This is a genomic window from Aminobacter sp. HY435 (assembly GCF_027568395.1).
GTDB lineage: Bacteria > Pseudomonadota > Alphaproteobacteria > Rhizobiales > Rhizobiaceae > Aminobacter.
The window spans coordinates 174378-196201 of the sequence record NZ_JANKZL010000001.1 but is presented as its reverse complement, the minus strand read 5'-3'; the positions used below and the strand labels follow the sequence as shown (position 1 = coordinate 196201).

The following is a 21824-nucleotide window of genomic DNA, read 5'->3' as shown; positions in this document are numbered from 1 at the left end:
GCCGTGGCGGTCTATGTCGATGCCGCGATCTGGAAGTGGGTGGGGCACCGCTGGTGCCACCTCTTGGCCGACGACACCTACGAACTGCATCGCTTCGCGGCGCAACTCGGGCTGAAGCGGTCGTCCTATCAGGGGCCGCCGAAGACATCGGCCCCGCATTACGACATCACCGGATTCGAGCGCGATCGCGCCGTCCGCCTGGGGGCTGTCGAATGCAGCCGCGAGGAGATCGTCGCTGTTTTCCGGCGCGTGCGCGTCCGCAACTTCAAGCGGCGCGTGCCCAAGCAGGACGAAAAGAAGCCGCTCGAACCGGCGATGTCGCGCTGGGCGGCGGGCAGCTAGGGCCGGATCGGGCGCAGTTGCCTCCCGCAGGGTTGCTTTCGCAGCGCAACACGTCTATATGCCGCCGCATTCCACACACGGACTTAGGTTTCCGACCGGGAGAAATCCGGCTGAGACCGCCGGTGGCATTCAAGGGAATAAACCCGCGATGTCAAATGTCCGTGGAGGCTAACCGGAAAGGAAAATGACAGATGGCATTGCCTGATTTCAGCATGCGCCAGCTTCTCGAAGCTGGTTCTCACTTCGGCCACCAGACCCACCGCTGGAACCCGAAGATGGCGCCCTACATCTATGGCGCCCGCAACAACATCCACATCATCGACCTGTCGCAGACGGTTCCGCTGCTGCACCAGGCTCTCAAGCAGGTTTCGGACGTCGTTTCGCGCGGCGGCCGCGTGCTGTTCGTCGGCACCAAGCGCCAGGCTTCGGACATCGTCGCCGATGCAGCCCAGCGTTCGGCTCAGTACTATGTCAACTCGCGTTGGCTCGGCGGCATGCTGACCAACTGGAAGACGATCTCGAACTCGATCCAGCGTCTGCGCAAGCTTGACGAGATGCTCGCTGGCGAAGCCCACGGCTTCACCAAGAAGGAGCGCCTGAACCTCGATCGCGAGCGCGAGAAGCTGAACAAGGCTCTCGGCGGCATCAAGGACATGGGCTCGACGCCGGACCTGATGTTCGTCATCGACACCAACAAGGAAGCCATCGCCATCCAGGAAGCCAAGCGTCTCGGCATCCCGGTCGTTGCGATCATCGATTCGAACTGCGATCCGGACAACATCGACTTCCCGATCCCCGGCAACGACGACGCCGCCCGCGCGATCCAGCTGTACTGCGACCTGATCGCCAAGGCTGCGATTGACGGCATCGCCCGCCAGCAGGGCGCTCTCGGCGTCGACATCGGCGCAGCGGCTGAAGCTCCGGTCGAGCCGGCTCTCGACAGCTCCGCATCGGGCGAAGCTTCCGAGGCGTAATCGTGGAGGCCGGGCTACCGGCCTTCCATTTCAGGATTGGACGCGCACAGCGTCGGCGTTCGGCGCATCATCGAGCCCTCGGTGGTGCGCTGGCGCATTTGAAGCAAAGAGGCCACAATGAGCATTTCGGCAGCACAGGTTAAGGAACTCCGCGAGCTTTCGGGCGCGGGCATGATGGATTGCAAGGCGGCTCTGAACGAGACCGGCGGCGACATGGAAGCTGCGGTCGACTGGCTGCGCAAGAAGGGCATCTCGAAGGCCGACAAGAAGGCGAGCCGCACGGCAGCCGAAGGCCTGATCGGCGTCGACGCCGGCGTTCGCGAAGCTGTTGTCGTGGAAGTCAATTCCGAGACCGACTTCGTTGGCCGCAACGCAGCCTTCCAGGAAATCGTCAACAACGTCGCCAAGGTCGCGCTCGCTTACGGTGACACCGAGGCAGTTGCCGCCGCCAAGTATCCGGGTTCGGACAAGTCGGTCACCGACACCATCAAGGACGCCGTCGGCACCATCGGCGAAAACATGAGCTTCCGCCGTTCGGCCAAGCTGTCGGTTTCCGAAGGTGTCGTCGCGACCTACGTGCACAATGCGGTTGCCGACAACCTCGGCAAGCTCGGCGTGCTGGTCGCGATCGAGACCGCCGGCAACCACGACGCAGCCCGCGCTTTCGCGCGCCAGGTTGCGATGCATGTCGCTGCGACCAACCCGCTGGCCCTGACGCCCGACGAAGTCGACGCATCGGCTGTCGAGCGCGAAAAGGCCATCTTCGCCGACCAGGCGCGCCAGTCGGGCAAGCCGGAGAACATCATCGAAAAGATGGTCGAAGGCCGCATGCGCAAATTCTTCGAGGAGGTCGTGCTGCTCAAGCAGGCCTTCGTGCTCAACCCCGATCTGACCGTCGAGGCTGCGCTCAAGGACGCGGAAAAGCAGATCGGCGCTCCGGCCAAGATCACCGGCTACATCCGTTTCGCGCTCGGCGAGGGCATCGAGAAGGAAGAGAGCGACTTCGCAGCCGAAGTCGCCGCAGCCGTCAAGGGCTAAAAAGCCGCGCTGCATCAAGCGCTTCCTGAGGATAGCCGAAGGGCGCCGCGTGACATCGCGGCGCCCTTCGTGTATCGGAACCCCGATCTTTCAACTGCCGCGAGGAACACATGACCGACAAGCCGCTGTATCGGCGCGTTCTGCTCAAGGCGTCGGGCGAAGCCCTGATGGGCGAGCAGCATTTCGGCATCGATGTGTCGGTGGTCGACCGCATCGCTTCCGACATCGCCGAGGCGAGGGCGATGGGCGTCGAAGTCGGCGTGGTCATCGGCGGCGGCAATATCTTCCGCGGCGTGGCCGTGGCGTCCAAGGGCGGCGACCGCGTCACCGGCGATCACATGGGCATGCTCGCCACTGTCATCAATTCGCTTGCCCTGCGCACGTCGCTGGTCAAGCTCGGCGTCGACGCCGTGGTGCTTTCGGCGATCGCCATGCCGGAACTCTGCGAGAGCTTCTCGCAGCGCCAGGCGACCGCCTACATGGATGCGGGCAAGGTGGTGATCTTTGCCGGCGGCACCGGCAATCCGTTCTTCACGACCGATTCGGCTGCCGCGCTGCGCGCTGCAGAGATCGGCGCGGACGCCTTGTTCAAGGGTACCCAGGTTGACGGCGTCTATTCGGCCGATCCGAAGAAGGACCCGTCCGCGACGCGCTACGAGCGCATCACGCACAAGGAAGTCATCGCCAGGGGCTTGTCGATCATGGATACCGCGGCAATTGCTCTTGCGCGCGAAAACAACATCCCGATAATCGTCTACTCGATCCATGAAGAAGGCGGGTTCGGCGAAATATTGAAAGGTGGCGGACGCTGCACGGTTGTAGCGGACGCCTGAGATTTGGAACGACGATCCTGAAGGCTTTCGGGGTCAAGGAGGCTTAGATGAGCTCGGACTACAACGATCTTCAGCGGCGCATGGAAGGCGCCATCAGCGCGTTCAAGAGCGACCTTGCCTCGCTCCGCACCGGCCGCGCCTCGAGCAACCTTCTCGACCCGATCCAGGTGCAGGCCTACGGCTCGTCGATGCCGCTGAACCAGGTAGCGACGGTGTCGGTGCCGGAGCCCCGCATGATTTCGGTTTCAGTGTGGGACAAGTCGATGGTCGGTGCGGTCGATCGCGCGATCCGCGAATCCAATCTCGGCTTCAACCCGATCGTCGATGGTACCAACCTGCGTATCCCCCTGCCTGAGCTCAACGAGCAGCGCCGCAAGGAGTTGGTCAAGATCGCACACACCTACGCCGAGAACGCCAAGGTGGCGACGCGCCACGTTCGCCGTGACGGCATGGACGCCTTGAAGAAGGCGGAAAAGGACGGTGACATCAGCCAGGACGATCAGCGTGTCCAGTCCGACAAGGTGCAGAAGCTGACCGATGATACGATCAACCAGATCGACAGCCTGCTGGCAGGCAAAGAAGCCGAGATCATGCAGGTCTAGGCCAGCCATCGGCGGCCCGAAAGTGAACGGATGACTACGCCCGCGCATGTCGCGATCATCATGGACGGTAATGGCCGCTGGGCGAAAGCCCGGGGCCTGCCGCGCGTCGCGGGCCACAAGGCTGGTGTCGAGGCGCTGCGCCGGACGGTGCGCGATGCTGCAGACCTTGGGATTTCCTGGCTGACGGTCTACGCGTTTTCGTCCGAGAACTGGTCGCGGCCGCAGTCGGAAGTTACCGACCTGATGGGGCTGCTGAAGATCTTCATTCGGCGCGATCTGGCCGAACTGCACAATTCGGGCGTGCGCGTCCGCATCATCGGCGACCGCGCCACCTTGCAGCCGGACATCCGCAGCCTTCTCGAGGAGGCCGAGGTGCTGACGGCGGCGAACGAGGCGCTGACGCTGGTCATCGCTTTCAATTACGGCGGACGCGATGAAATCGCGCGGGCTGCGCGCCAACTGGCCGAAGCGGTCAGTCGCGGCGAATTGGCGAGCGCCGACATCACGCCGGAACTGTTCTCCGAGAAGCTCGACACCGCTGGAATACCGGATCCCGACCTGGTGATACGGACAAGCGGCGAAATTCGCCTCTCCAATTTCTTGCCCTGGCAATCGGCCTACAGCGAACTGGTGTTCCAGCCGTGCTACTGGCCGGACTTCACTCGCGAGCATCTCGCCGAGGCCTTGCGCGAATATACCGGCCGCGAACGGCGCTTTGGCGGCCTTGCCGCGCGCGACGTCGCATTGTGACGGCGGAACGCATGAGCAATCTTCAGTTGCGGACACTTTCGGCCATCGTGCTGGCCATCGCGGTCCTGGCGCTCACCTGGCTGGGCGGGCTGCCGTTTCGTGTCTTGTCGGCCGTCATCGTGCTTGGCGTCTTTTACGAATGGTCGCGCATGTCGCGGCCGAAGACCGATGCCATATGGGGCCCGGGCGTGCTCGGCATGCTGCCGGAGATTCCGACGCTGGTCTTTGCGGGTGCGCTGGTGGTCGGCCTGCCTGCGCCGATCCTGCTTGGCCTGGTGGTGGCGTTTACGCTTCTGTTGTGGGTCGCCGAGCGCCTGCGGGGCCTGACCCCGTGGGAATCTGCCGGCTTTGCCTATGCCTCGCTGTCAGGACTGGCGCTGGCGCTGCTGCGTGGCGACGATGCATCGGGGCTTGTCGCTATCCTGTTCCTGTTCGCGGTGGTGTGGGCGACAGACATCTTTGCCTATTTTGTCGGCCGCAAGATCGGCGGGCCGAAACTCGCGCCCTCCATCTCACCCGGCAAGACGCGCAGCGGCGCTCTGGGGGGGGCGGTAGGCGGTGTACTTGCCGGCCTGTTGCTGGCTGTTTGGGCAGGCGCTGGCAACCTGGCTGCGCTGGGAGCCGTGGCCTTGCTGCTCTCGGCCGTCTCGCAGGCGGGAGACCTTTTCGAGTCTTGGGTCAAGCGCCGGCACGGCTACAAGGATTCGGGCGCGATAATCCCTGGCCATGGCGGGGTGATGGATCGGGTCGACGGGCTTGTCGCGGCGGCATTTGCCCTATACGTCATCGGCTGGCTCTGCGGCAGCGCGGATCAGCCGGCGCATGGTTTGTTTCCGGTTTGAACGGCGCAAGCGTCGCGCAAGGCAAGTCGCCTCAGTTGGGGCCAGATCTGGTTGAGGACTCGATTTGAACGAATACCTTCCCGGCTTCCTGAGCACCGACGGCCTGCTGATCGGCACGATCGTGCCGTTCCTGTTCGTGCTCACCGTCGTCGTGTTCGTTCACGAGATGGGGCATTATCTGGTCGGCCGCTGGTGCGGCATCGGCGTAAAGGCCTTTTCCATCGGCTTCGGCCCTGAGATCTTCGGCTTCAACGATCGGCGCGGCACGCGCTGGAAGCTTTGCGCCGTCCCGCTCGGCGGCTACGTCAAGTTCGTCGGCGACATGAATGTCACCAGCGCGCCGGAAGGCGGCGAGGCCGACAACCTAAGCCCGGAGGAGCGCAAGGTCGCCTTCCACACGCAGCCTGTGTGGAAGCGCGCGGCGACGGTGGTCGCCGGTCCGATGTTCAATTTCCTGCTGACCATCGCGGTCTTCACCGTGATGTTCTCGGCCTATGGCCGCTATGTCATGGAGCCGACCGTCGCCGAAGTCCGTGCGGGGAGCCCCGCCGCTGTCGCCGGCGTTCATCCCGGCGACCGATTCGTCAGTGTCGACGGCTCGCCTGTCACGACCTTCTCGGACGTGCAGCGCATGGTTTCCGGCCGCGGCGGCGATCCGATCACCTTTGTGATGATGCGCGACGGCAAGGAAGTGACGCTTACGGCCACTCCCGAACTGATGGAGCAGAAGGACGCCCTGGGCAACTCGGTCAAGGTCGCGGTCATCGGCGTTGTCAACAACGAGGAAATGGGGCAGCCGCGTCTGATCAGCTACAGCGTCGGCGGCGCTTTCGTTCAGGCGGTTTCCGAAACCGGGCACATCATCGAACGCACGGGGCAGTTCCTCAAGCGATTCGCCGTCGGCCGCGAAGACAAGTGCCAGCTGGGCGGTCCGGTGAAGATTGCCGACATGGCAGGCAAGGCGGCGCAGCTCGGCTTCGTCTGGCTGGTGCAATTGGTGGCGCTTTTGTCGGTCGGCATCGGTTTTCTCAACCTGTTGCCGATTCCGCCGCTGGACGGCGGCCATCTCGCGTTCTATGCGGTGGAGGCCGTGATCGGACGTCCCGTATCGGAACGGGCGATGGAAGCGGTATATCGGGTCGGGATGATTCTCGTCCTTGCGTTCATGGGGTTCGTTTTCTGGAACGACCTGTTTGGATGCTGAAATCATGAAGAAATTTAACGCGAGCAGGGGGCTCGTTGAGGGAGCATTTACCATCCGCAACGGTATGAGTGACGCGAAAGTCACGCTCGGCGGGGAAGTAAGTACAAATTAACCAGAAGCCTTGCGTGTAGGGAAAATCCGGTTATTACGGTATGGGAAAATTTACCGCGACGTCCGGTTTTCTCGCCGTGGGGACTTCGAGAAAAGGTTGTAAAGGCCAATGAAGGCAGCACTTAAGTTTGCGAGCGCCGCGTCCGCGGTAGCTCTGTCCGCCGCACTGGCCGTACCTGGCGCTGTGGTTGCTCAGTTTGTTGCCGTGTCCGCGGCAGAGGCCGCAGTCGTCAATCGCGTCGAAGTGCGCGGAAATCAGCGAGTCGATGCTGATACGGTCCGCAACTACATCACCATCAAGCCCGGCAAGTCGTTCACTTCAGTCGATATCGACGAAGCCGTGAAGTCGCTGTTTGGCAGTGGCCTGTTCTCCGACGTCCAGATCAACCAGGTCGGCTCGACGCTGGTTGTTCAGGTTTCCGAGTACCAGGTCGTCAACAACGTCCTGTTCCAGGGCAACAAGAAGCTGAAGGATGCCCAGTTGGGTGGTGCCGTTCAGCTCAAGCCGCGCGGCGCATTCTCGCAGGCGACGCTCGAATCCGACGTGCAGGCGATCAAGGAAGCCTACAAGCGCGTCGGTCGCGACGACGTGACCGTCACGACGCAGATCATGGATCTCGGCGAGAACCGCGTGAACGTGGTCTACGAGGTCAACGAAGGTGGCCGCACGAAGATTGCCGCGATCAATTTCGTTGGCAACAACGCTTATGGCGACCGTCGTCTGGCCGACATCATCTCGACCAAGCGCTCGTCGATCCTGTCGTTCATGCTGCGCGACGACATCTATGACGAAGACCGCCTGCGCGCTGACGAAGAGGCGCTGCGCCGATTCTACTTCAATCACGGCTATGCCGACTTCCAGGTCGTTTCCGCGTTCGGCGAACTCGACGAGGGAACCAACCAGTACACTATCACGATCACCGTCGATGAAGGTCAGCGTTACGACTTCGGCGACGTGTCTGTCGAAAGCACCATTCCCGAGATCGATGGCGCGACGTTGCAGTCGCTGGTCGAGACCCGCAAGGGCGATGTCTACAACGCCAAGAACGTCGAAGATTCGATCATCGCGATCACCGAGAACGTGGCCGGCAAGGGTTATGCCTTCGCCAAGGTGACGCCGCGCGGCGACCGCAATTTCGAAACGCGCACGATCAACGTCGTGTACACCGTCGATCAGGGCGCCAAGGCTTATGTCGAGCGCATCGAGATCCGTGGCAACGAGCGCACGCGTGACTTCGTCATTCGTCGCGAGTTCGACGTCAGCGAAGGCGATGCCTTCAATCAGGTTCTCATCCAGCGCGCGAAGAAGCGCCTCGAAGCCCTGAACTTCTTTGAGAAGGTCGAGATTGCCACGGCTCCCGGCTCGCAGCCGGACCAGGTGGTGCTGGTTGTCGATCTGGTCGAGAAGTCGACAGGTGAATTCTCGATCGGCGCCGGTTACTCGACCGGTGGCGACAATGCCGGCCCGTCGGTGGAAGGCTCGATCACCGAGCGCAACTTCCTCGGCCGCGGCCAGTTCATCAAGTTCTCCGCCGGCGGCGGCAAGAACTCGCGCGACTACAGCTTCTCGTTCACCGAGCCGTATTTCCTCGGCCGTCGTATCGCTGCCGGTTTCGATGTGTTCCGCCAGACGCGCAAGTATGACGACAAGTACGATAGCGACGTGACTGGTGGTACGATCCGTTTCGGTCTGCCGATCACCAACAACATCTCGACGCAGCTCGCCTACAACCTGTCTCAGGAAAAATACACGCTCGACGAGGATTGCGACACCAATGGCGATGGCAAGAACGATGCCTGCAGCATCTCGCCGGCCATCATCAACGGCATCGACAACAGCCCGTGGATCAAGTCTTCGGTCAGCGGCACGCTGGTCTACAACACCATCGACGACATGAAGAATCCGCGTAACGGTATCTACGCCAACTTCACGACCGAAGTGGCAGGCCTTGGCGGCGATGCGAAGTTCATCAAGTTCACCGGCCGCAGCACCTATTATCAGGCGCTGTCGGAAGAACTGGATATCGTCGGTCTCGTTTCGGCCGGTGCGGGTCACATTCAGGGCTTCGGCGACGACGGTCTGCGCGTGTTCGACCAGTTCAAGAGCAACGACCGCATGATCCGCGGTTTCGAGTACAACGGTATCGGCCCGTACGACTTGAACGGTGGCGATCACCTCGGCGGCACGACGTATTTCAATGCATCGGCCGAGGCGCAGTTCCCGATCCCTGTCGTTCCGGAGAGCTTCGGCCTGCGCGGCGCGGTCTTCGCCGACGCTGCCAGCCTCTACGGCAGCAAGCTGGACATCCCGGGCACCAACATCGTGTCGACCGGCATGAACTGGCGTGCTTCGGTTGGTGTTGGCTTGCTCTGGGCGTCGCCGTTCGGTCCGCTGCGCGTCGACTATGCTGTCCCGGTTGCCAAGCAGGACACCGACGACACGCAGGAATTCAACTTCGGTATTTCGACCCGCTTCTAACAAAGTGGATCGATGCTTCCGGGCTGTTGCGGCCCGGAAGCCGGTTACCCGGCCTAGCTGGAATTTATTTATGACGGATCCGGTATTTTTTGTGCCGTCGCGCCGCTTCACGGCAGGCGAGGTGGCCGAGTTGACCGGCGCTGTGCTCGCCGATGCGGGCCATTCCCCAAGAGAAATCACGACAATTGCCTCGGCCCAGGATGGCGGCGATGGCGCGCTGGTGTTTGTCGACGGCAAACGCAACGCCAGGCCATTGGCGACGCTGAAAGCCGCCGCTGTGCTGTGCACTCCCGATGTCGTCGGCCTGGTGCCGGCGGGCATTGCCGTGTTGGTCACGCCACGTCCGCAGCACGCGTTCGCACGCGTCGGGCGCTTGCTTTATCCCGAAGCCGGACGGCCAATCGGCGTCACTGGCGAAGACGGCATTTCGCCATTCAGCCATATCGACCCGACTGCGCACGTTGAAGCTGGGGCCGTCATCGAAGCGGGGGCGGTCATCGGCCCGCATGCATCCGTCGGCAGCGGAACGGTTGTCGCGGCAAACGCTGTCATCGGCCGTTCCGTCCAGATCGGCCGCGACGGCTACATCGGGCCGCATAGCTCGGTCCAGTACGCGCTGGTCGGCAACGGCGTCATCATCCATGCCGGCGCGCGGATCGGACAGGACGGCTTCGGCTTTGCCGGCGGTGCGCGCGGTCCCGAGCGCGTGCCGCAGATCGGGCGCGTCATCATCCAGGACAATGTCGAGATCGGCGCCAACTCCACCGTTGATCGCGGTGCGATGGCCGACACCATCATCGGCGAAAATACCAAGATCGATAACCTCGTCCAGATCGGCCACAACGTGCGCATTGGCCGCAATTGCGTGATTGCCGGTCTTTCGGGTATTTCGGGCTCCGTGGTTGTCGGCGACAACGTCATGATGGGCGGTGGCGTCGGCCTGGCCGACCACCTGACCATCGGTTCGGGCGCCCAGCTTGCGGCGCGCAGCGGTTTGATGCACGACGTGCCGGCAGGCGAAGTCTGGGCAGGTTTCCCGGCCAAGCCGATGAAGCTTGCCATGCGCGAGTTCGCGCTGCTCAGGAAGATGGCAACGGGAAGATCGAAGGAGGGCGGGAGCAATGACTGACCAGACGACCACGACGCTTGAATCCGTCGATATTCTCGGACTTTTCAAGCTGTTGCCGCATCGCTATCCGTTCCTGCTGATTGACCGCATCGTCGAGATCGACGGTGACGATTCCGCAATCGGCATCAAGAACGTTACGTTCAACGAGCCGCATTTCCAGGGGCATTTCCCCGGACAGCCGGTAATGCCCGGCGTGCTCATCATCGAGGCCATGGCGCAGACCGCAGGTGCAATCTGCCTGCGCCAGGTAAGTGATGAAAGCCCGTCGCTGGTCTATCTGATGACCGTCGACGCGGCGAAATTCCGCAAACCTGTCGTTCCCGGCGATCAGCTGCGGATCCACGTCAAGAAGATCAAGAAGCGCGGCAACCTGTTGAAGTTTGCCTGCGACGCGCGCGTCGATGGCGCCACCGTGGCGGAAGCCGAGGTCGCGGCCATGATGGTGCCCAAGGAATAGAACAAGCTTTATGCAGACCGAGACATTCATCCATCCCGCGGCCGTCGTCGAAGCGGGCGCAAAGCTGGGCACCGGCGTTCGCATCGGGCCGTTCTGCCATGTCAGCGCTGAAGCCGAACTTGGCGACGGTGTCGAACTGATGAGCCATATCTCGATCCTGGGCGCCACGACGCTCGGCGAGGGCTGCAAGGTGTTCCCCATGGCAACGCTCGGTGCCGCGCCACAAAACAACAAGCACAAGGGCGGGCGTACAACGCTTGTCATCGGCAAGAACTGCACGATGCGCGAGAGCGTGACGATGCATGTCGGCACCGACACCAGCCGGGGCGAGACCATTGTCGGCGACAACGGACTGTTTCTTGCCGGGGCGCATATCGCGCATGATTGCGTGGTCGGCAACAACGTCACCATGGCCAACCTGGCGACGCTCGGCGGCCACGTCGAGATCGGCAACAATGTCACGCTCGGCGGTCTTGCCGCTGTGCACCAGATGACGCGCGTCGGTCATCATGCCTTTGTCGGCGGCGCAGCCATCGTAGACGGCGACATCATTCCCTACGGCATGGTGATGGGCAACCGCGCCCGTTTGCGCGGGCTCAATGTCATCGGCATGAAACGTTCGGGCATGGCGCGCGCCGATATCTTCGCCCTGCGCAAGGCCTACAAGATGATCTTCAATCCGGCGCGCTCGGTGGCGGAGAACATGCCGGAGGTCGAACGCGAGTTCGCCGGCTCGGCCATCGTGCGCGACATGCTGGATTTCATCCAGGCCCGCGGCAAGCGCCATTTCACCGTTCCGCCGCTCCGCAATGCCGTCTCCGACGACGCCGCCGATGACGAAAGCTGAGGGCGGGAAGAGGATAGACCTTTCCGCGACCGACCGGGTCGCTGTCGTTGCTGGCAGTGGCCGGCTTCCCGTCAATGTTGCTGACAGTCTCGCGCAGGCGGGACATCCGCCGTTCATCATTTCGGTGGCAGGCGAGACGGATCCAGGCACCAGCCTTGGGCGCTACGACGGCGCGGAGATCCCGGTCGAGCAATTTGCCTCGCTTTTCGCCCTGCTCAAGCGTCAGCGCATTACGCATGTCGTTCTGGCTGGTGGCATAAGCAGACGGCCCGCATGGCGTGCGATACGGCCAAGCCTGCCCCTGCTGCGCATTCTGCCAAGTGCTGTCGTTGCCCTGAAGCGGGGTGACGACGGCTTGTTGCGTATTCTTGTCAATTTGATCGAGAAAACCGGCGTCAAGGTTGTCGGTGCGCATCAGATCGTGCCCGACCTGGTCGCTGTCGAGGGCAAGATGGGCGCGCACGCGCCGCTTGCCGGCGATTGGGCCGACCTCAATGCCGGGCTTGAGGCTGCGCGCGCCATCGGGGCGCTCGATATCGGGCAGGCGGCAATCGCCATCGGAGGGCGGGCCGTCGCCCTGGAAGGCATCGAGGGCACCGACCTTCTGATCGAACGCGTGCGTGATTTGCGCGACAACGGCCGCATCGCCGGGCGCAGGCGTGGTGTGCTGGTCAAATGTGCAAAGCCAGGCCAGGAACTGCGCGCCGACCTGCCGACGATCGGACCTGCGACGGTGGATGCCGCGCACGCCGCCGGCCTGGTCGGCATCGGCGTCGAGGCGGGACGCTCCCTGATTCTTGATTTCGGCGAGATGATCGAACGTGCCGACAGGCTTGGCCTGTTCGTTGTCGGACTTTCCAGCGGAGAGGTCGTCAGATGAGCCTGCCCCCGCTGAAGGTTGCAATCGTCGCAGGGGAAGAATCCGGCGATCTTCTCGGCGCCGATCTGGTTCGCTCGCTGCAGCGGCTGAGCGGCCGCGAGGTGAAGCTGGTTGGCGTCGGGGGACGGCATCTGCAGGCGCTCGGACTGGCGCCGCTGTTTGACGGCAGCGAAATCGCCCTGATGGGGCTGAGCGCCATCGTTCGCGACCTGCCGCGGCTGATCCGGCGCATCGGCCAGACGGCCCGGCTTGTCGCGTCGGAGAAGCCGGACTGCCTGGTGACCATCGACAGCCCGGACTTTTCACTCAGGGTCGCAAGCAAGGTGCGCGCGCTCGCGCCCCAGGTGCCTGTCGTGCACTACATCTGTCCAAGCGTCTGGGCCTGGCGCCCTGGGCGGGCCAAGGCAATGAAGCCACATGTCGACGAGATCTTGTGCATCCTGCCTTTCGAGCCGGCCGAACTGGCGCGCCTCGGCGGTCCGACCGGCACTTTTGTCGGCCATCGCCTGACGACGGATCCGGGCATCGCGATCGCCGCCGCCATGCAGGATGGCAAGCGTGCGCCCGAAGCCGACGACGAAAAGACGCTGCTTCTGCTGCCGGGATCGCGGCGCAGCGAAGTGCGCGCGCTGATCGGCCCATTCGGGGAGACGGTTTCGATCCTGCGCAAGCGTGGCCACCGCCTGCGGCTGTTGCTGCCGACGGTCCCGCACGCAGTCACGATCGTCGAGGAAGCCGTCGCCGACTGGCCGCAAAAACCCGAGATCATTGTCGATCCGCAGCACAAGTGGCAGGCATTCGGCGAGGCTGACGCGGCGCTGATCGCTTCCGGTACCGTGTCGCTGGAGCTCGCGCTGGCCGGCGTGCCGATGATGTCGAACTACAAGCTCGACACCATCATGCGGCTGGCGCAGCGGTTGATCACGGTGTGGAGCGCCGCGCTGCCCAACCTCATCGCCGACCAGCCGGTGGTCATCGAAGCCTACAATGAATATGTGCGGCCTGAATGGATTGCGCGGCACCTTGAAGGGCTGTTTGCCGATACCGGCCTTCGACGCTGGCAAAAGGATGGCTTTGCCGAAATTGCCCGCCGGATGGCGACCGAGCGCCCGTCCGGAGACCTGGCCGCGGAAGCGGTCCTCAGGCACGTCGGAAGATAGCGCCTCAGGCACAACGCCCGGTAGCAAAACGCCCGCCAGACGAACATCTGGCGGGCGTTTTTCAGTTCAGGCCATGGCCGTTCAGCGCTTGGCGATCGGCACGTAGTCGCGTTCGGCAGCGCCGGTGTAGAGCTGGCGCGGGCGGCCGATCTTCTGGCGCGGATCCTCGATCATTTCCTTCCACTGCGCGATCCAGCCAACGGTGCGGGCGAGCGCGAACAGCACGGTGAACATGGTGGTGGGGAAGCCCAGCGCCTTCAGCGTGATGCCCGAATAGAAGTCGATGTTCGGATACAGCTTCTTTTCGATGAAGTATTCGTCGGTCAGCGCGATGCGCTCGAGCTCCATCGCAACGTCGAGCATCGGATCGTCCTTGATGCCGAGTTCGCCGAGCACTTCATGCGTGGTCTTCTGCATGATCTTGGCGCGCGGATCGTAGTTCTTGTAGACGCGGTGACCGAAGCCCATCAGGCGGAACGGATCGTTCTTGTCCTTGGCGCGGGCGACGAATTCCGGGATGCGGTCGACGTGGCCGATTTCGCTCAGCATGTTGAGCGCAGCCTCGTTGGCGCCGCCATGCGCCGGGCCCCACAGGCAAGCGATGCCGGCTGCGATGCAGGCGAACGGGTTGGCGCCCGACGAACCGGCCAGGCGGACGGTCGAGGTCGACGCATTCTGCTCGTGGTCGGCATGCAGGATGAAGATGCGCTCCATGGCGCGCGCCAGCACCGGGTTGACCTTGTATTCCTCGCACGGCACGGCAAAGCACATATGCAGGAAGTTGGCGGCGAAGTTGAGCTCGTTCTTCGGGTAAACGAACGGCTGGCCGATATGGTACTTGTAGGCCATCGCCGCGATCGTCGGCATCTTGGCGATCAGGCGGATCGAAGCGACCATGCGCTGGTGCGGATCCGAGATGTCGGTCGAGTCGTGGTAGAAGGCCGACAGCGCGCCGACCACGCCGCACATCACCGCCATCGGGTGGGCGTCGCGGCGGAAGCCGGTGAAGAAGCGCGACATCTGCTCATGCACCATGGTGTGGCGCGTGACGCGATAGTCGAAGTCGTCCTTCTGGGCCTTGGTCGGCAGTTCGCCGTAGAGCAGCAGGTAACAGACCTCCAGGAAGTCGCCATGCTCGGCCAACTGGTCGATCGGGTAGCCGCGGTGCAGCAGCACGCCGGCATCGCCGTCGATGAAGGTGATCTGCGACTCGCAGCTCGCCGTCGAGGTGAAGCCGGGATCGTAGGTGAATGCGCCGGTCGTGGCGTAGAGCGATGCGATGTCGATCACATCCGGCCCGACCGTTCCGCCTCGGACCTTGAACTCGTGAGTCTGGCCGCGGAAGTCCAGTTTGGCGGTTGAATCAGTCATCGCTTACTCCTTAGTGCTGAGTTGCCGCTGAGCGGCGCAATCTTCTTAACAAGGCAACCCGATAGGTCCGGAATGCTCCATAAGCCTTCCAGCTTTCCCGCTGCTTTCAAATTGGCCTGTTGCCGCAATGTTGCACCGCAACAGCCTGATTTCAATGCAAAACTAGGAAAGCATTGCTGACCTAATCGATTTGATCGGAAATGCGGCCAAGACTTTCGTCTCGACCCAGAACGGCAAGCACGTCGAACACGCCCGGCGAGGTGCTTTTGCCCGTCAAAGCGGCGCGAAGCGGCTGGGCGACACCGCCAAGCTTGAGATTCTCGCGAGTGGCAAACTCGCGGATGGCCGCCTCTGCCGAGGCTGCGCTCCAGTCTGAGTCGACGCTGCTCAATGCCGCGTGCGCGCCCTTGAGGATGTCCTTGGCGGGACCGGCCACAAGGGTCGCTGCCTTCTCGTCCAGCGGCAGCGGGCGCTGCGCAAACAGGAAGCCTGCACCGTCGGCCAGTTCGACCAGAGTCTTGGCGCGCTCCTTGAGGCCGGGCATCGCCGCAAGCAACTGCGCCTTGTGCTTGTCGTCGAGCTTGTCAAGCAGCGCCTGGCCGCCTTCGAGGTAGGGCAAGGTGGCGACGAAGATGTCGAACAGCTTCTGGTCGTCCATCTGGCGCATGTGGATGCCGTTCAGCGCCTCGAGCTTGGCGAAGTCGAAGCGGGCAGCACCCTTGTTGACGTCCTCGATCTCGAACCAGCTGACCATGTTCTCGATGCTCATCACCTCGTCGTCGCCGTGGCTCCAGCCGAGGCGGGCGAGATAGTTGAGCAGTGCTTCGGGCAGGTAGCCCATGGCGCGATAGGCATCGACGCCGAGCGCGCCGTGACGCTTGGACAGCTTGGCGCCGTCGGCACCGTGGATCAGGGGAATATGCGCCATGACCGGCACGTCCCAGCCCATGGCGACGTAGATGATGGTCTGGCGCGCGGCATTGGTCAGGTGGTCGTCGCCACGGATGATGTGGGTGACTCCCATGTCATGGTCGTCGACAACGACAGCGTGCATGTAGGTCGGCACGCCATCGGAGCGCAGGATGATGAAATCGTCGAGATCCTTGTTGGGGAAGCGTACGTCGCCCTGCACGCGATCGCGCACGATCGTCTCGCCTTCCTGCGGCGCCTTGATGCGGATAACCGGCCTGACGCCTGCCGGTGCCTCGGACGGATCGCGGTCGCGCCAGCGGCCATCGTAACGCGGCGGACGGCCCTCGGCGCGAGCCTTCTCGCGCATTTCGGTCAGCTCTTCCTGCGAAGCGTAGCAATAATAGGCCTTGCCCAGCCGCACGAGTTCTTCAGCGACTTCGCGGTGACGCGGGGCGCGTTCGAACTGCGAGATCGGCTCGCCTTGCCAGGTCAGCCCCAGCCAGGTCAGGCCGTCGAGGATCGCTGCCGTGGCGGCGTCGGTCGAGCGCTCGCGGTCGGTGTCTTCGATGCGCAGCAGCATCGCGCCGCCGGTATGATGCGAATAGAGCCAGTTGAACAGCGCGGTGCGCGCTCCACCGATATGCAGGTAGCCGGTGGGTGAAGGGGCGAAGCGGGTGACGACGGGCATAACAGTATCCAAGGGAAGCATGGCGTCGCCCGGCCGGAAGACCGGCGGCGCATGGCGTTTCGGTGGCGTTGATGTAGCATAGAAGGTCTGGGGCGCAAGGGGCAGGGCCCGATGGGCAACCGCGTGCGGGATGGGCAGGGCGGAGAAAGAGCGCTGGTCGAGGCCAGCGAGCGTGCCCTGTTGCATACGGGCGAGGCAAACCCAGGCGCATGGGTCGTGCAGAAAGATACGCCGGCAGGTCAGGGCAGCGACAGGTCTGCGCTCGTTCCGCGAAGCTGGTCCCAACTCGCCGCATCGGCCTTGGCAGAGGCGTCTTGGCGGTTCACGCCCCGGCGCGCACTTGCGGCTATCGATCTCGAGCTGGAGCGCGGCGCGGCTTTCCTTTTCGTTCCGGTCTTTCTGGCCTGCGGTGCGCTGACCTATTTCGGCCTGCGGCAGGAGCCGGACCTCCTGCCTTTGCTGGCAGGAGCTCTTCTGGTTGCGCTGCTCGCGGTCGCAACGCGGTCGCGTCGCTGGCTCAACTACATCTGCGCTGCGTCCACATTGTTTCTCGTCGGTGCGCTCGCCGCCAAGGTCGAAACCACAAGACACGACACAAAGGTGATCGGCTCAGAGATTGCGACCACGCTGACCGGTCGCGTCGTCGAAGTGGCTCATCTCGCCGGTGGGCGGGTGCGACTGACATTGCAGGTGCTGTCGACCGAAAGGCCGAAGCTGCGCTACGCACCGGAGCGGGTGCGTCTCACGGCGCGCAAATTGCCCGACGGCGTGGCAGCGGGCAGCGTGGTTTCGGGCTATGTCCGGCTGATGCCGCCGTCCGGGCCGGTGCGGCCAGGCAGTTACGACTTCTCCTTCGAAAGCTATTTCGACGGCCTGGGCGCCAGCGGGTTCTTCATGAAGGGGCCGCTGCTGGCTGGACCGGCGGGGCCGCTGTCGCTGGCCGAGCGCAGCTTCGCCTGGGTTGAAAATGCCCGAGACCGGATTGCCCAACGTATCCGCGATCGTATCGGAGGCGCGGAAGGCGAGATTGCCGCTGCCCTTGTCGTCGGTGTGCGCGGCGGCATTCCCGAAGACGTCAACGAGGCGCTGCGGCGGACCGGGCTCTACCACATCATCTCCATCTCGGGCCTGCACATGGCGATGGTCGCGGGCACGGTCATGGTATCGCTGCGGTTCGCCTTCGCCGCCCTCCCTGGGTTCGCCTCACGCCGCCCGGTCAAGAAATACGCAGCACTTGCCGCATTGGCCGCGACCGGCGGTTATCTCTTCATCTCGGGTGCTGAGGTGGCGGCGCAGCGCAGCTTCATCATGCTCGCCGTGATGCTGACGGCCGTGCTGTTCGACCGGGCGGCGCTGACAATGCGCAACCTCGCGATCTCGGCAGCCATCGTAATCGTCGTTTCGCCGCATGAGGTGGTCGGGCCGAGTTTCCAGATGTCGTTCGCAGCGACTGCGGCGCTCGTCGGCGCCTATGCCTGGTGGTCCGAGCGTCCGGTCGAGTCATCGGTCGTGCAGCGGTCGATGGCTTCGGCAGTGACGCGGCGCATGCTTGCGCTGGTTGTCGGACTGGTTGCGACTTCGCTGATCGCCGGACTTGCCACCAGCATCTTCGGCGCCTGGCATTTCCAGCGCGTGTCGCCGCTGAGCCTGCTCGCCAACCTCGCCGTCATGCCGATCGTTTCGATTTTGGTGATGCCGTTTGCGGTCGCCGCGGGACTGCTCATGCCTTTGGGCCTTGACGGGCTGTTTCTCGATACGATGGCGCTCGGCCTCAGTTCCATGCTGGCGATGGCCACCTGGTTCTCCGAGCGCTCGCCCGTCGACGCCGTGGGGTTGATTTCGACCCATTCGGTTGTCCTTGCCTCCGTGGCGCTGGTCATCGCTTCCATCGCCTCGACATGGCTGCGTATCGCGGCACTGCCATTCGCCGCGCTCTCGTTGCTGACACTGGCCGACATCCGCTCCCCGGATGTGCTGGTGTCCGAGGACGGGCGGCTGGTCGGCGTTCCAGTCGACGCAAACAGGCTCGCCGTGAACCGCGCCCGGGCAAGCGCGTTCATTGCCGACAACTGGCAGCGCGCGCTTGCAGCGGATGGGCTTGCCAAGCCGGTCAAAAGCGGTGCCGCGGGTACTGAGGCTACAGATGTCGCCAAAATCATGGGAAGTACGCAACATTTCGTCTGCGACGATGGGCTGTGCCTGGTCACGCATCGTTCGGGCGCGGTGATCGCTCATGCCAGCGACAAGGACGCGGCCAAACCGGCCTGCGTGACAGTGCGCGTTCTCGTTGTCGATGACGCAACCGCGTACGACATCTGCGGGAGCGCCGCCGTCACAATGATCACCGGACGGGAATTGGCGCGCGCGGGAAGCGCTGCCATCCATCTCGCCGATGGCGCCGGGGCAGAAAAAACCCAGGTGCTGTTTGCGATATCCAGGCCGTATCGGCCCTGGCATGCGCATCGCGCCTTTTCACGTGAGGCCAGGGGCATGGCGCCCTATCAGCGGGCTGGTCGCACCATGCCGGAGGCGGCCAACGTTCCAGCGGATAGAGCGGGGAGCAACGGCGGCCAGGATTGAGCCCGGCCTTGGCCGCGGACATGCGGAAACTCGTTCGGAACATGGGAGCAACTTGGCACATAGGAGCAGCCAAGCGCCCATCGCCCAGAACAAGCGTACCGGAAAGCGCCCGTCAGTAGCGCCGGATCAGACCGACGAGCTTGCCCTGGACCTTGACCCGATCGGGTCCGAAAATCCGTGTTTCATAGGCTGGATTGGCCGCTTCCAGCGCGATCGACGCCCCCTTGCGCCGGAAGCGCTTGAGCGTCGCTTCCTCGTCGTCGACCAACGCCACGACGATCTCGCCGGGGCTCGCAGTGTTGGCGTTGCGGATGATGACGGTGTCGCCGTCGAAGATGCCGGCCTCGATCATCGAGTCGCCCTTGACCTCGAGCGCATAGTGCTCGCCACCCGAAATCATGTCCGGCGGCACCGATATGGTGTGCGTGCGATTCTGGATGGCGTCGATCGGCACGCCGGCGGCGATGCGGCCCATGACGGGGATAGCAATTGCCGAAGCGACATCGTCGTCATTGCTTGCCGCAACCGGGCGGGAAGGCTCGGGCCTGCGGCCGAGCGACCCTTCGATGACGCTGGGCGAAAACTTCCTCGCCGCGTTGAGGCCGGGCGCAATCGAGTCGGGCAGGCGCAGAACCTCGAGCGCGCGCGCCCTGTTCGGCAGCCGGCGGATGAAGCCGCGTTCTTCCAGCGCCGTGATCAGGCGATGGATGCCGGATTTGGAGGCAAGGTCGAGCGCCTCCTTCATTTCGTCGAAGGAGGGGGGGATGCCCGTCTCCTTCAGCCGCGAGTGGATGAACAGCAGAAGCTCGTGTTGTTTGCGCGTCAGCATCACCACCCCCGAGGAATCAAAAGAAAAACAAACCCGGAACAAACGCTATCTGTTCCAGTTGTGTTCTGCAACTGTTTATATTTGATGAAGAGGGCGTGGCTTTGCGTTCAGCGCAGCATCAGGAGGCGGCAGGAGTCGCCCGCGACTGCTGCCGGTGCGAACGGCTCGCGGACAATCGCACAATTGGCTTCCGTCAGCGTCCGCAGCATCGACGAATCCTGGACGGTGTAGGGCGTGACAACAAGGCCGTCCGGCGTCTTGCGCGCGACGCCGCGAACGTAGTCCTGGCGCAGATCGTTGGCGCCGAGCGGCGCGTCAAGCGTGGCGTTGCGTATGTCTGCTTCATAGGCGCGGCCGGACAGCGCCGCCAGCAGCGGCTTGAGGAAAATATGCGAGCAGATCAGGCTGGCGACCGGATTGCCGGGCAGCCCGAGACAGCGCGTCTCGCCAAGCCGGCCAAACATCAGCGGCTTGCCGGGGCGCATCGCGATCTTCCAGAAATCGAGCGACATGCCGAGATCGGTCAGCACCGCGTGGACCAAATCGTGGTCGCCGACGGAAGCGCCACCCAGGGTGACGATGACGTCGGCCTTGGCGTCGAGCGCCTTGTTGACCAGTGTGGCGATTGCCTCCTTGCGGTCGGGGGCGATGCCGAGATCGAGCACGCGCGCCCCGACCGAGCGGGAGATTGCGCCGACGCCATAGGAGTTCGAGGCGATGATCTGGTCGGGGCCGGGGGTGCTGCCAGGCGGCAGCAGTTCGTCGCCCGTGGCGATGATCGCCACCAGAGGGGCGCGGTTGACTACGACGGTCGGGTGGTTGGCGGCGGCGATGAGCGACAATGCGGCCGACTCGATCAGGCGACCCGAGTCGAGGATCATGTCACCTTGCCTGAAGTCGAGGCCACTCTTGCGGATGTTGCGGCCGGGCACGGTCGGTTCGACGATCTCGACCTTGCCCTTGCCGAGGTCACGCACGTTTTCCTGAATGACAACCGTGTCCGCGCCAGCGGGCACCGGAGCGCCGGTGAAGATGCGTACCGTCTGGCCCGGCGCCAGCGATCCGGCATACTGCTTTCCCGCCGCGGCGGTGCCGATGACGGCCAGCTGCGCCGGCAAGGATGCAATGTCGGCAGCGCGGACGGCATAGCCGTCCATGGCGGAAGCGTCGAATGGCGGCTGGGTGCGCAAGGCGTGCAGCGGCGCCGACAGCACGCGTCCGTCAGCCTCGCCCAGCGCGACAGTCTCGGATGCCGCGGGGGCCGCTCCATCGAGCAGCAGCTTCAGCGCTTCGGCGACCGGCAGCAGCGCCATCTAGTCGGCAGCCTTGTAGTCGCCCGACTTGCCGCCGGTCTTCTCGACCAGGCGGATGCCGGAAATGACCATGCCGCGATCCGCCGCCTTGGCCATGTCGTAGATGGTCAGGCAGGCTACGGACGCGGCAGTGAGCGCTTCCATCTCGACGCCAGTCTTGCCGGTGACGCGGGCCAGTGCTGTTACGCGCAGGCCTGGCAACGTCTCGTCCGGTTCGATATCGACCGTAACCTTGGTCAACAGGATGGGGTGGCACAGCGGCACGAGCTCATGCGTGCGCTTGGCCGCCATGATGCCGGCAATCCGCGCTGTGCCAAGCACGTCGCCCTTCTTGGCGTTGCCGGAGAGGATCAGGGCCAGAGTCTCCGCCCGCATCACGACGCATCCTTCGGCGATCGCAGTGCGCGTCGTTTCGGCCTTGTCGCCGACGTCGACCATATGGGCCTCGCCCGACGTGCCGATGTGGGTGAGGGTGCCGGCCAT

The 21824-nt window shown here is 63.7% G+C and carries 18 protein-coding genes and 2 pseudogenes; 15 read left to right on the top strand and 5 right to left on the bottom strand.

Annotation, left to right across the window (positions count from 1 at the left end; all coding sequences use genetic code 11):
• Window positions 1–3 precede the first annotated feature (3 nt).
• From PCJ21_RS00920 to lpxB, 14 genes and pseudogenes are all read left to right on the top strand, one after another.
• Window positions 4–276: pseudogene (locus PCJ21_RS00920) on the top strand (DUF4031 domain-containing protein); the annotation flags it as partial.
• A gap of 257 nt (window positions 277–533) precedes the next feature.
• Window positions 534–1316 carry a 30S ribosomal protein S2 gene (rpsB, locus tag PCJ21_RS00915; RefSeq protein ID WP_269929500.1) on the top strand — a complete coding sequence of 261 codons (783 nt, stop codon included), beginning with the start codon at window positions 534–536 and terminating at the stop codon, window positions 1314–1316.
• 117 nt (window positions 1317–1433) lie between these two features.
• Window positions 1434–2354 carry a translation elongation factor Ts gene (tsf, locus tag PCJ21_RS00910; protein WP_269929499.1) on the top strand — a complete coding sequence of 307 codons (921 nt, stop codon included), beginning with the start codon at window positions 1434–1436 and terminating at the stop codon, window positions 2352–2354.
• Between the two features lie 110 nt (window positions 2355–2464).
• On the top strand, window positions 2465–3187 hold the full coding sequence (gene pyrH / locus PCJ21_RS00905) for a UMP kinase (protein ID WP_269929498.1): 723 nt from the start codon (window positions 2465–2467) through the stop codon (window positions 3185–3187).
• Window positions 3188–3234: 47 nt separating this feature from the next.
• Window positions 3235–3789 (top strand): ribosome recycling factor, encoded by a 555-nt coding sequence (gene frr, locus PCJ21_RS00900; protein ID WP_269929497.1) that lies wholly within the window; start codon window positions 3235–3237, stop codon window positions 3787–3789.
• 18 nt (window positions 3790–3807) lie between these two features.
• Window positions 3808–4539 (top strand): annotated as a pseudogene (locus PCJ21_RS00895) (isoprenyl transferase); the annotation flags it as partial.
• 11 nt (window positions 4540–4550) lie between these two features.
• Window positions 4551–5381 carry a phosphatidate cytidylyltransferase gene (locus PCJ21_RS00890; protein ID WP_269929496.1) on the top strand — a complete coding sequence of 277 codons (831 nt, stop codon included), beginning with the start codon at window positions 4551–4553 and terminating at the stop codon, window positions 5379–5381.
• A 64-nt stretch (window positions 5382–5445) separates the two neighbouring features.
• Window positions 5446–6585 carry an RIP metalloprotease RseP gene (rseP, locus tag PCJ21_RS00885; protein ID WP_269929495.1) on the top strand — a complete coding sequence of 380 codons (1140 nt, stop codon included), beginning with the start codon at window positions 5446–5448 and terminating at the stop codon, window positions 6583–6585.
• 220 nt (window positions 6586–6805) lie between these two features.
• Window positions 6806–9175 (top strand): outer membrane protein assembly factor BamA, encoded by a 2370-nt coding sequence (gene bamA, locus PCJ21_RS00880; protein ID WP_269929494.1) that lies wholly within the window; start codon window positions 6806–6808, stop codon window positions 9173–9175.
• 70 nt (window positions 9176–9245) lie between these two features.
• Window positions 9246–10304 (top strand): UDP-3-O-(3-hydroxymyristoyl)glucosamine N-acyltransferase, encoded by a 1059-nt coding sequence (gene lpxD, locus PCJ21_RS00875; protein ID WP_269929493.1) that lies wholly within the window; start codon window positions 9246–9248, stop codon window positions 10302–10304.
• A complete protein-coding gene (fabZ, locus tag PCJ21_RS00870) occupies window positions 10297–10761 on the top strand; it encodes a 3-hydroxyacyl-ACP dehydratase FabZ (protein ID WP_269929492.1) in 465 nt (154 codons plus the stop codon). Before lpxD ends, fabZ begins: the two co-directional genes overlap by 8 nt.
• A 10-nt stretch (window positions 10762–10771) precedes the next feature.
• On the top strand, window positions 10772–11608 hold the full coding sequence (gene lpxA / locus PCJ21_RS00865; protein WP_269929491.1) for an acyl-ACP--UDP-N-acetylglucosamine O-acyltransferase: 837 nt from the start codon (window positions 10772–10774) through the stop codon (window positions 11606–11608).
• Complete coding sequence (locus tag PCJ21_RS00860) at window positions 11595–12488, top strand: LpxI family protein (RefSeq protein WP_269929490.1); 894 nt, start codon at window positions 11595–11597, stop codon at window positions 12486–12488. Before lpxA ends, PCJ21_RS00860 begins: the two co-directional genes overlap by 14 nt.
• On the top strand, window positions 12485–13648 hold the full coding sequence (lpxB, locus tag PCJ21_RS00855) for a lipid-A-disaccharide synthase (RefSeq protein WP_269929489.1): 1164 nt from the start codon (window positions 12485–12487) through the stop codon (window positions 13646–13648). Before PCJ21_RS00860 ends, lpxB begins: the two co-directional genes overlap by 4 nt.
• A gap of 81 nt (window positions 13649–13729) precedes the next feature.
• Here lpxB and gltA read toward each other — a convergent pair whose 3' ends face one another.
• Both gltA and gltX read right to left on the bottom strand, forming a co-directional pair.
• The gene (gene gltA / locus PCJ21_RS00850) at window positions 13730–15019 is read right to left on the bottom strand and encodes a citrate synthase (RefSeq protein WP_269929488.1); all 1290 of its coding nucleotides are present in this window, start codon (window positions 15017–15019) and stop codon (window positions 13730–13732) included.
• 181 nt (window positions 15020–15200) lie between these two features.
• Window positions 15201–16619 (bottom strand): glutamate--tRNA ligase, encoded by a 1419-nt coding sequence (gene gltX, locus PCJ21_RS00845; RefSeq protein WP_269929487.1) that lies wholly within the window; start codon window positions 16617–16619, stop codon window positions 15201–15203.
• 300 nt (window positions 16620–16919) lie between these two features.
• Here gltX and PCJ21_RS00840 point away from each other — a divergent pair, with 300 nt between their 5' ends.
• On the top strand, window positions 16920–19199 hold the full coding sequence (locus PCJ21_RS00840) for a ComEC/Rec2 family competence protein (RefSeq protein WP_269929486.1): 2280 nt from the start codon (window positions 16920–16922) through the stop codon (window positions 19197–19199).
• 112 nt (window positions 19200–19311) lie between these two features.
• Here the strand turns inward: PCJ21_RS00840 and lexA are convergent, their stop codons facing one another.
• The 3 genes from lexA to moaC all read right to left on the bottom strand — a co-directional run bounded on the left by lexA (window position 19312) and on the right by moaC (window position 21824).
• Window positions 19312–20028, bottom strand: a complete 717-nt coding sequence (gene lexA, locus PCJ21_RS00835; RefSeq protein WP_269929485.1) for a transcriptional repressor LexA — start codon at window positions 20026–20028, stop codon at window positions 19312–19314.
• A 107-nt stretch (window positions 20029–20135) separates the two neighbouring features.
• Window positions 20136–21341 (bottom strand): molybdopterin molybdotransferase MoeA, encoded by a 1206-nt coding sequence (locus PCJ21_RS00830; RefSeq protein WP_269929484.1) that lies wholly within the window; start codon window positions 21339–21341, stop codon window positions 20136–20138.
• Complete coding sequence (gene moaC / locus PCJ21_RS00825) at window positions 21342–21824, bottom strand: cyclic pyranopterin monophosphate synthase MoaC (protein ID WP_269929483.1); 483 nt, start codon at window positions 21822–21824, stop codon at window positions 21342–21344. It lies immediately after the preceding gene.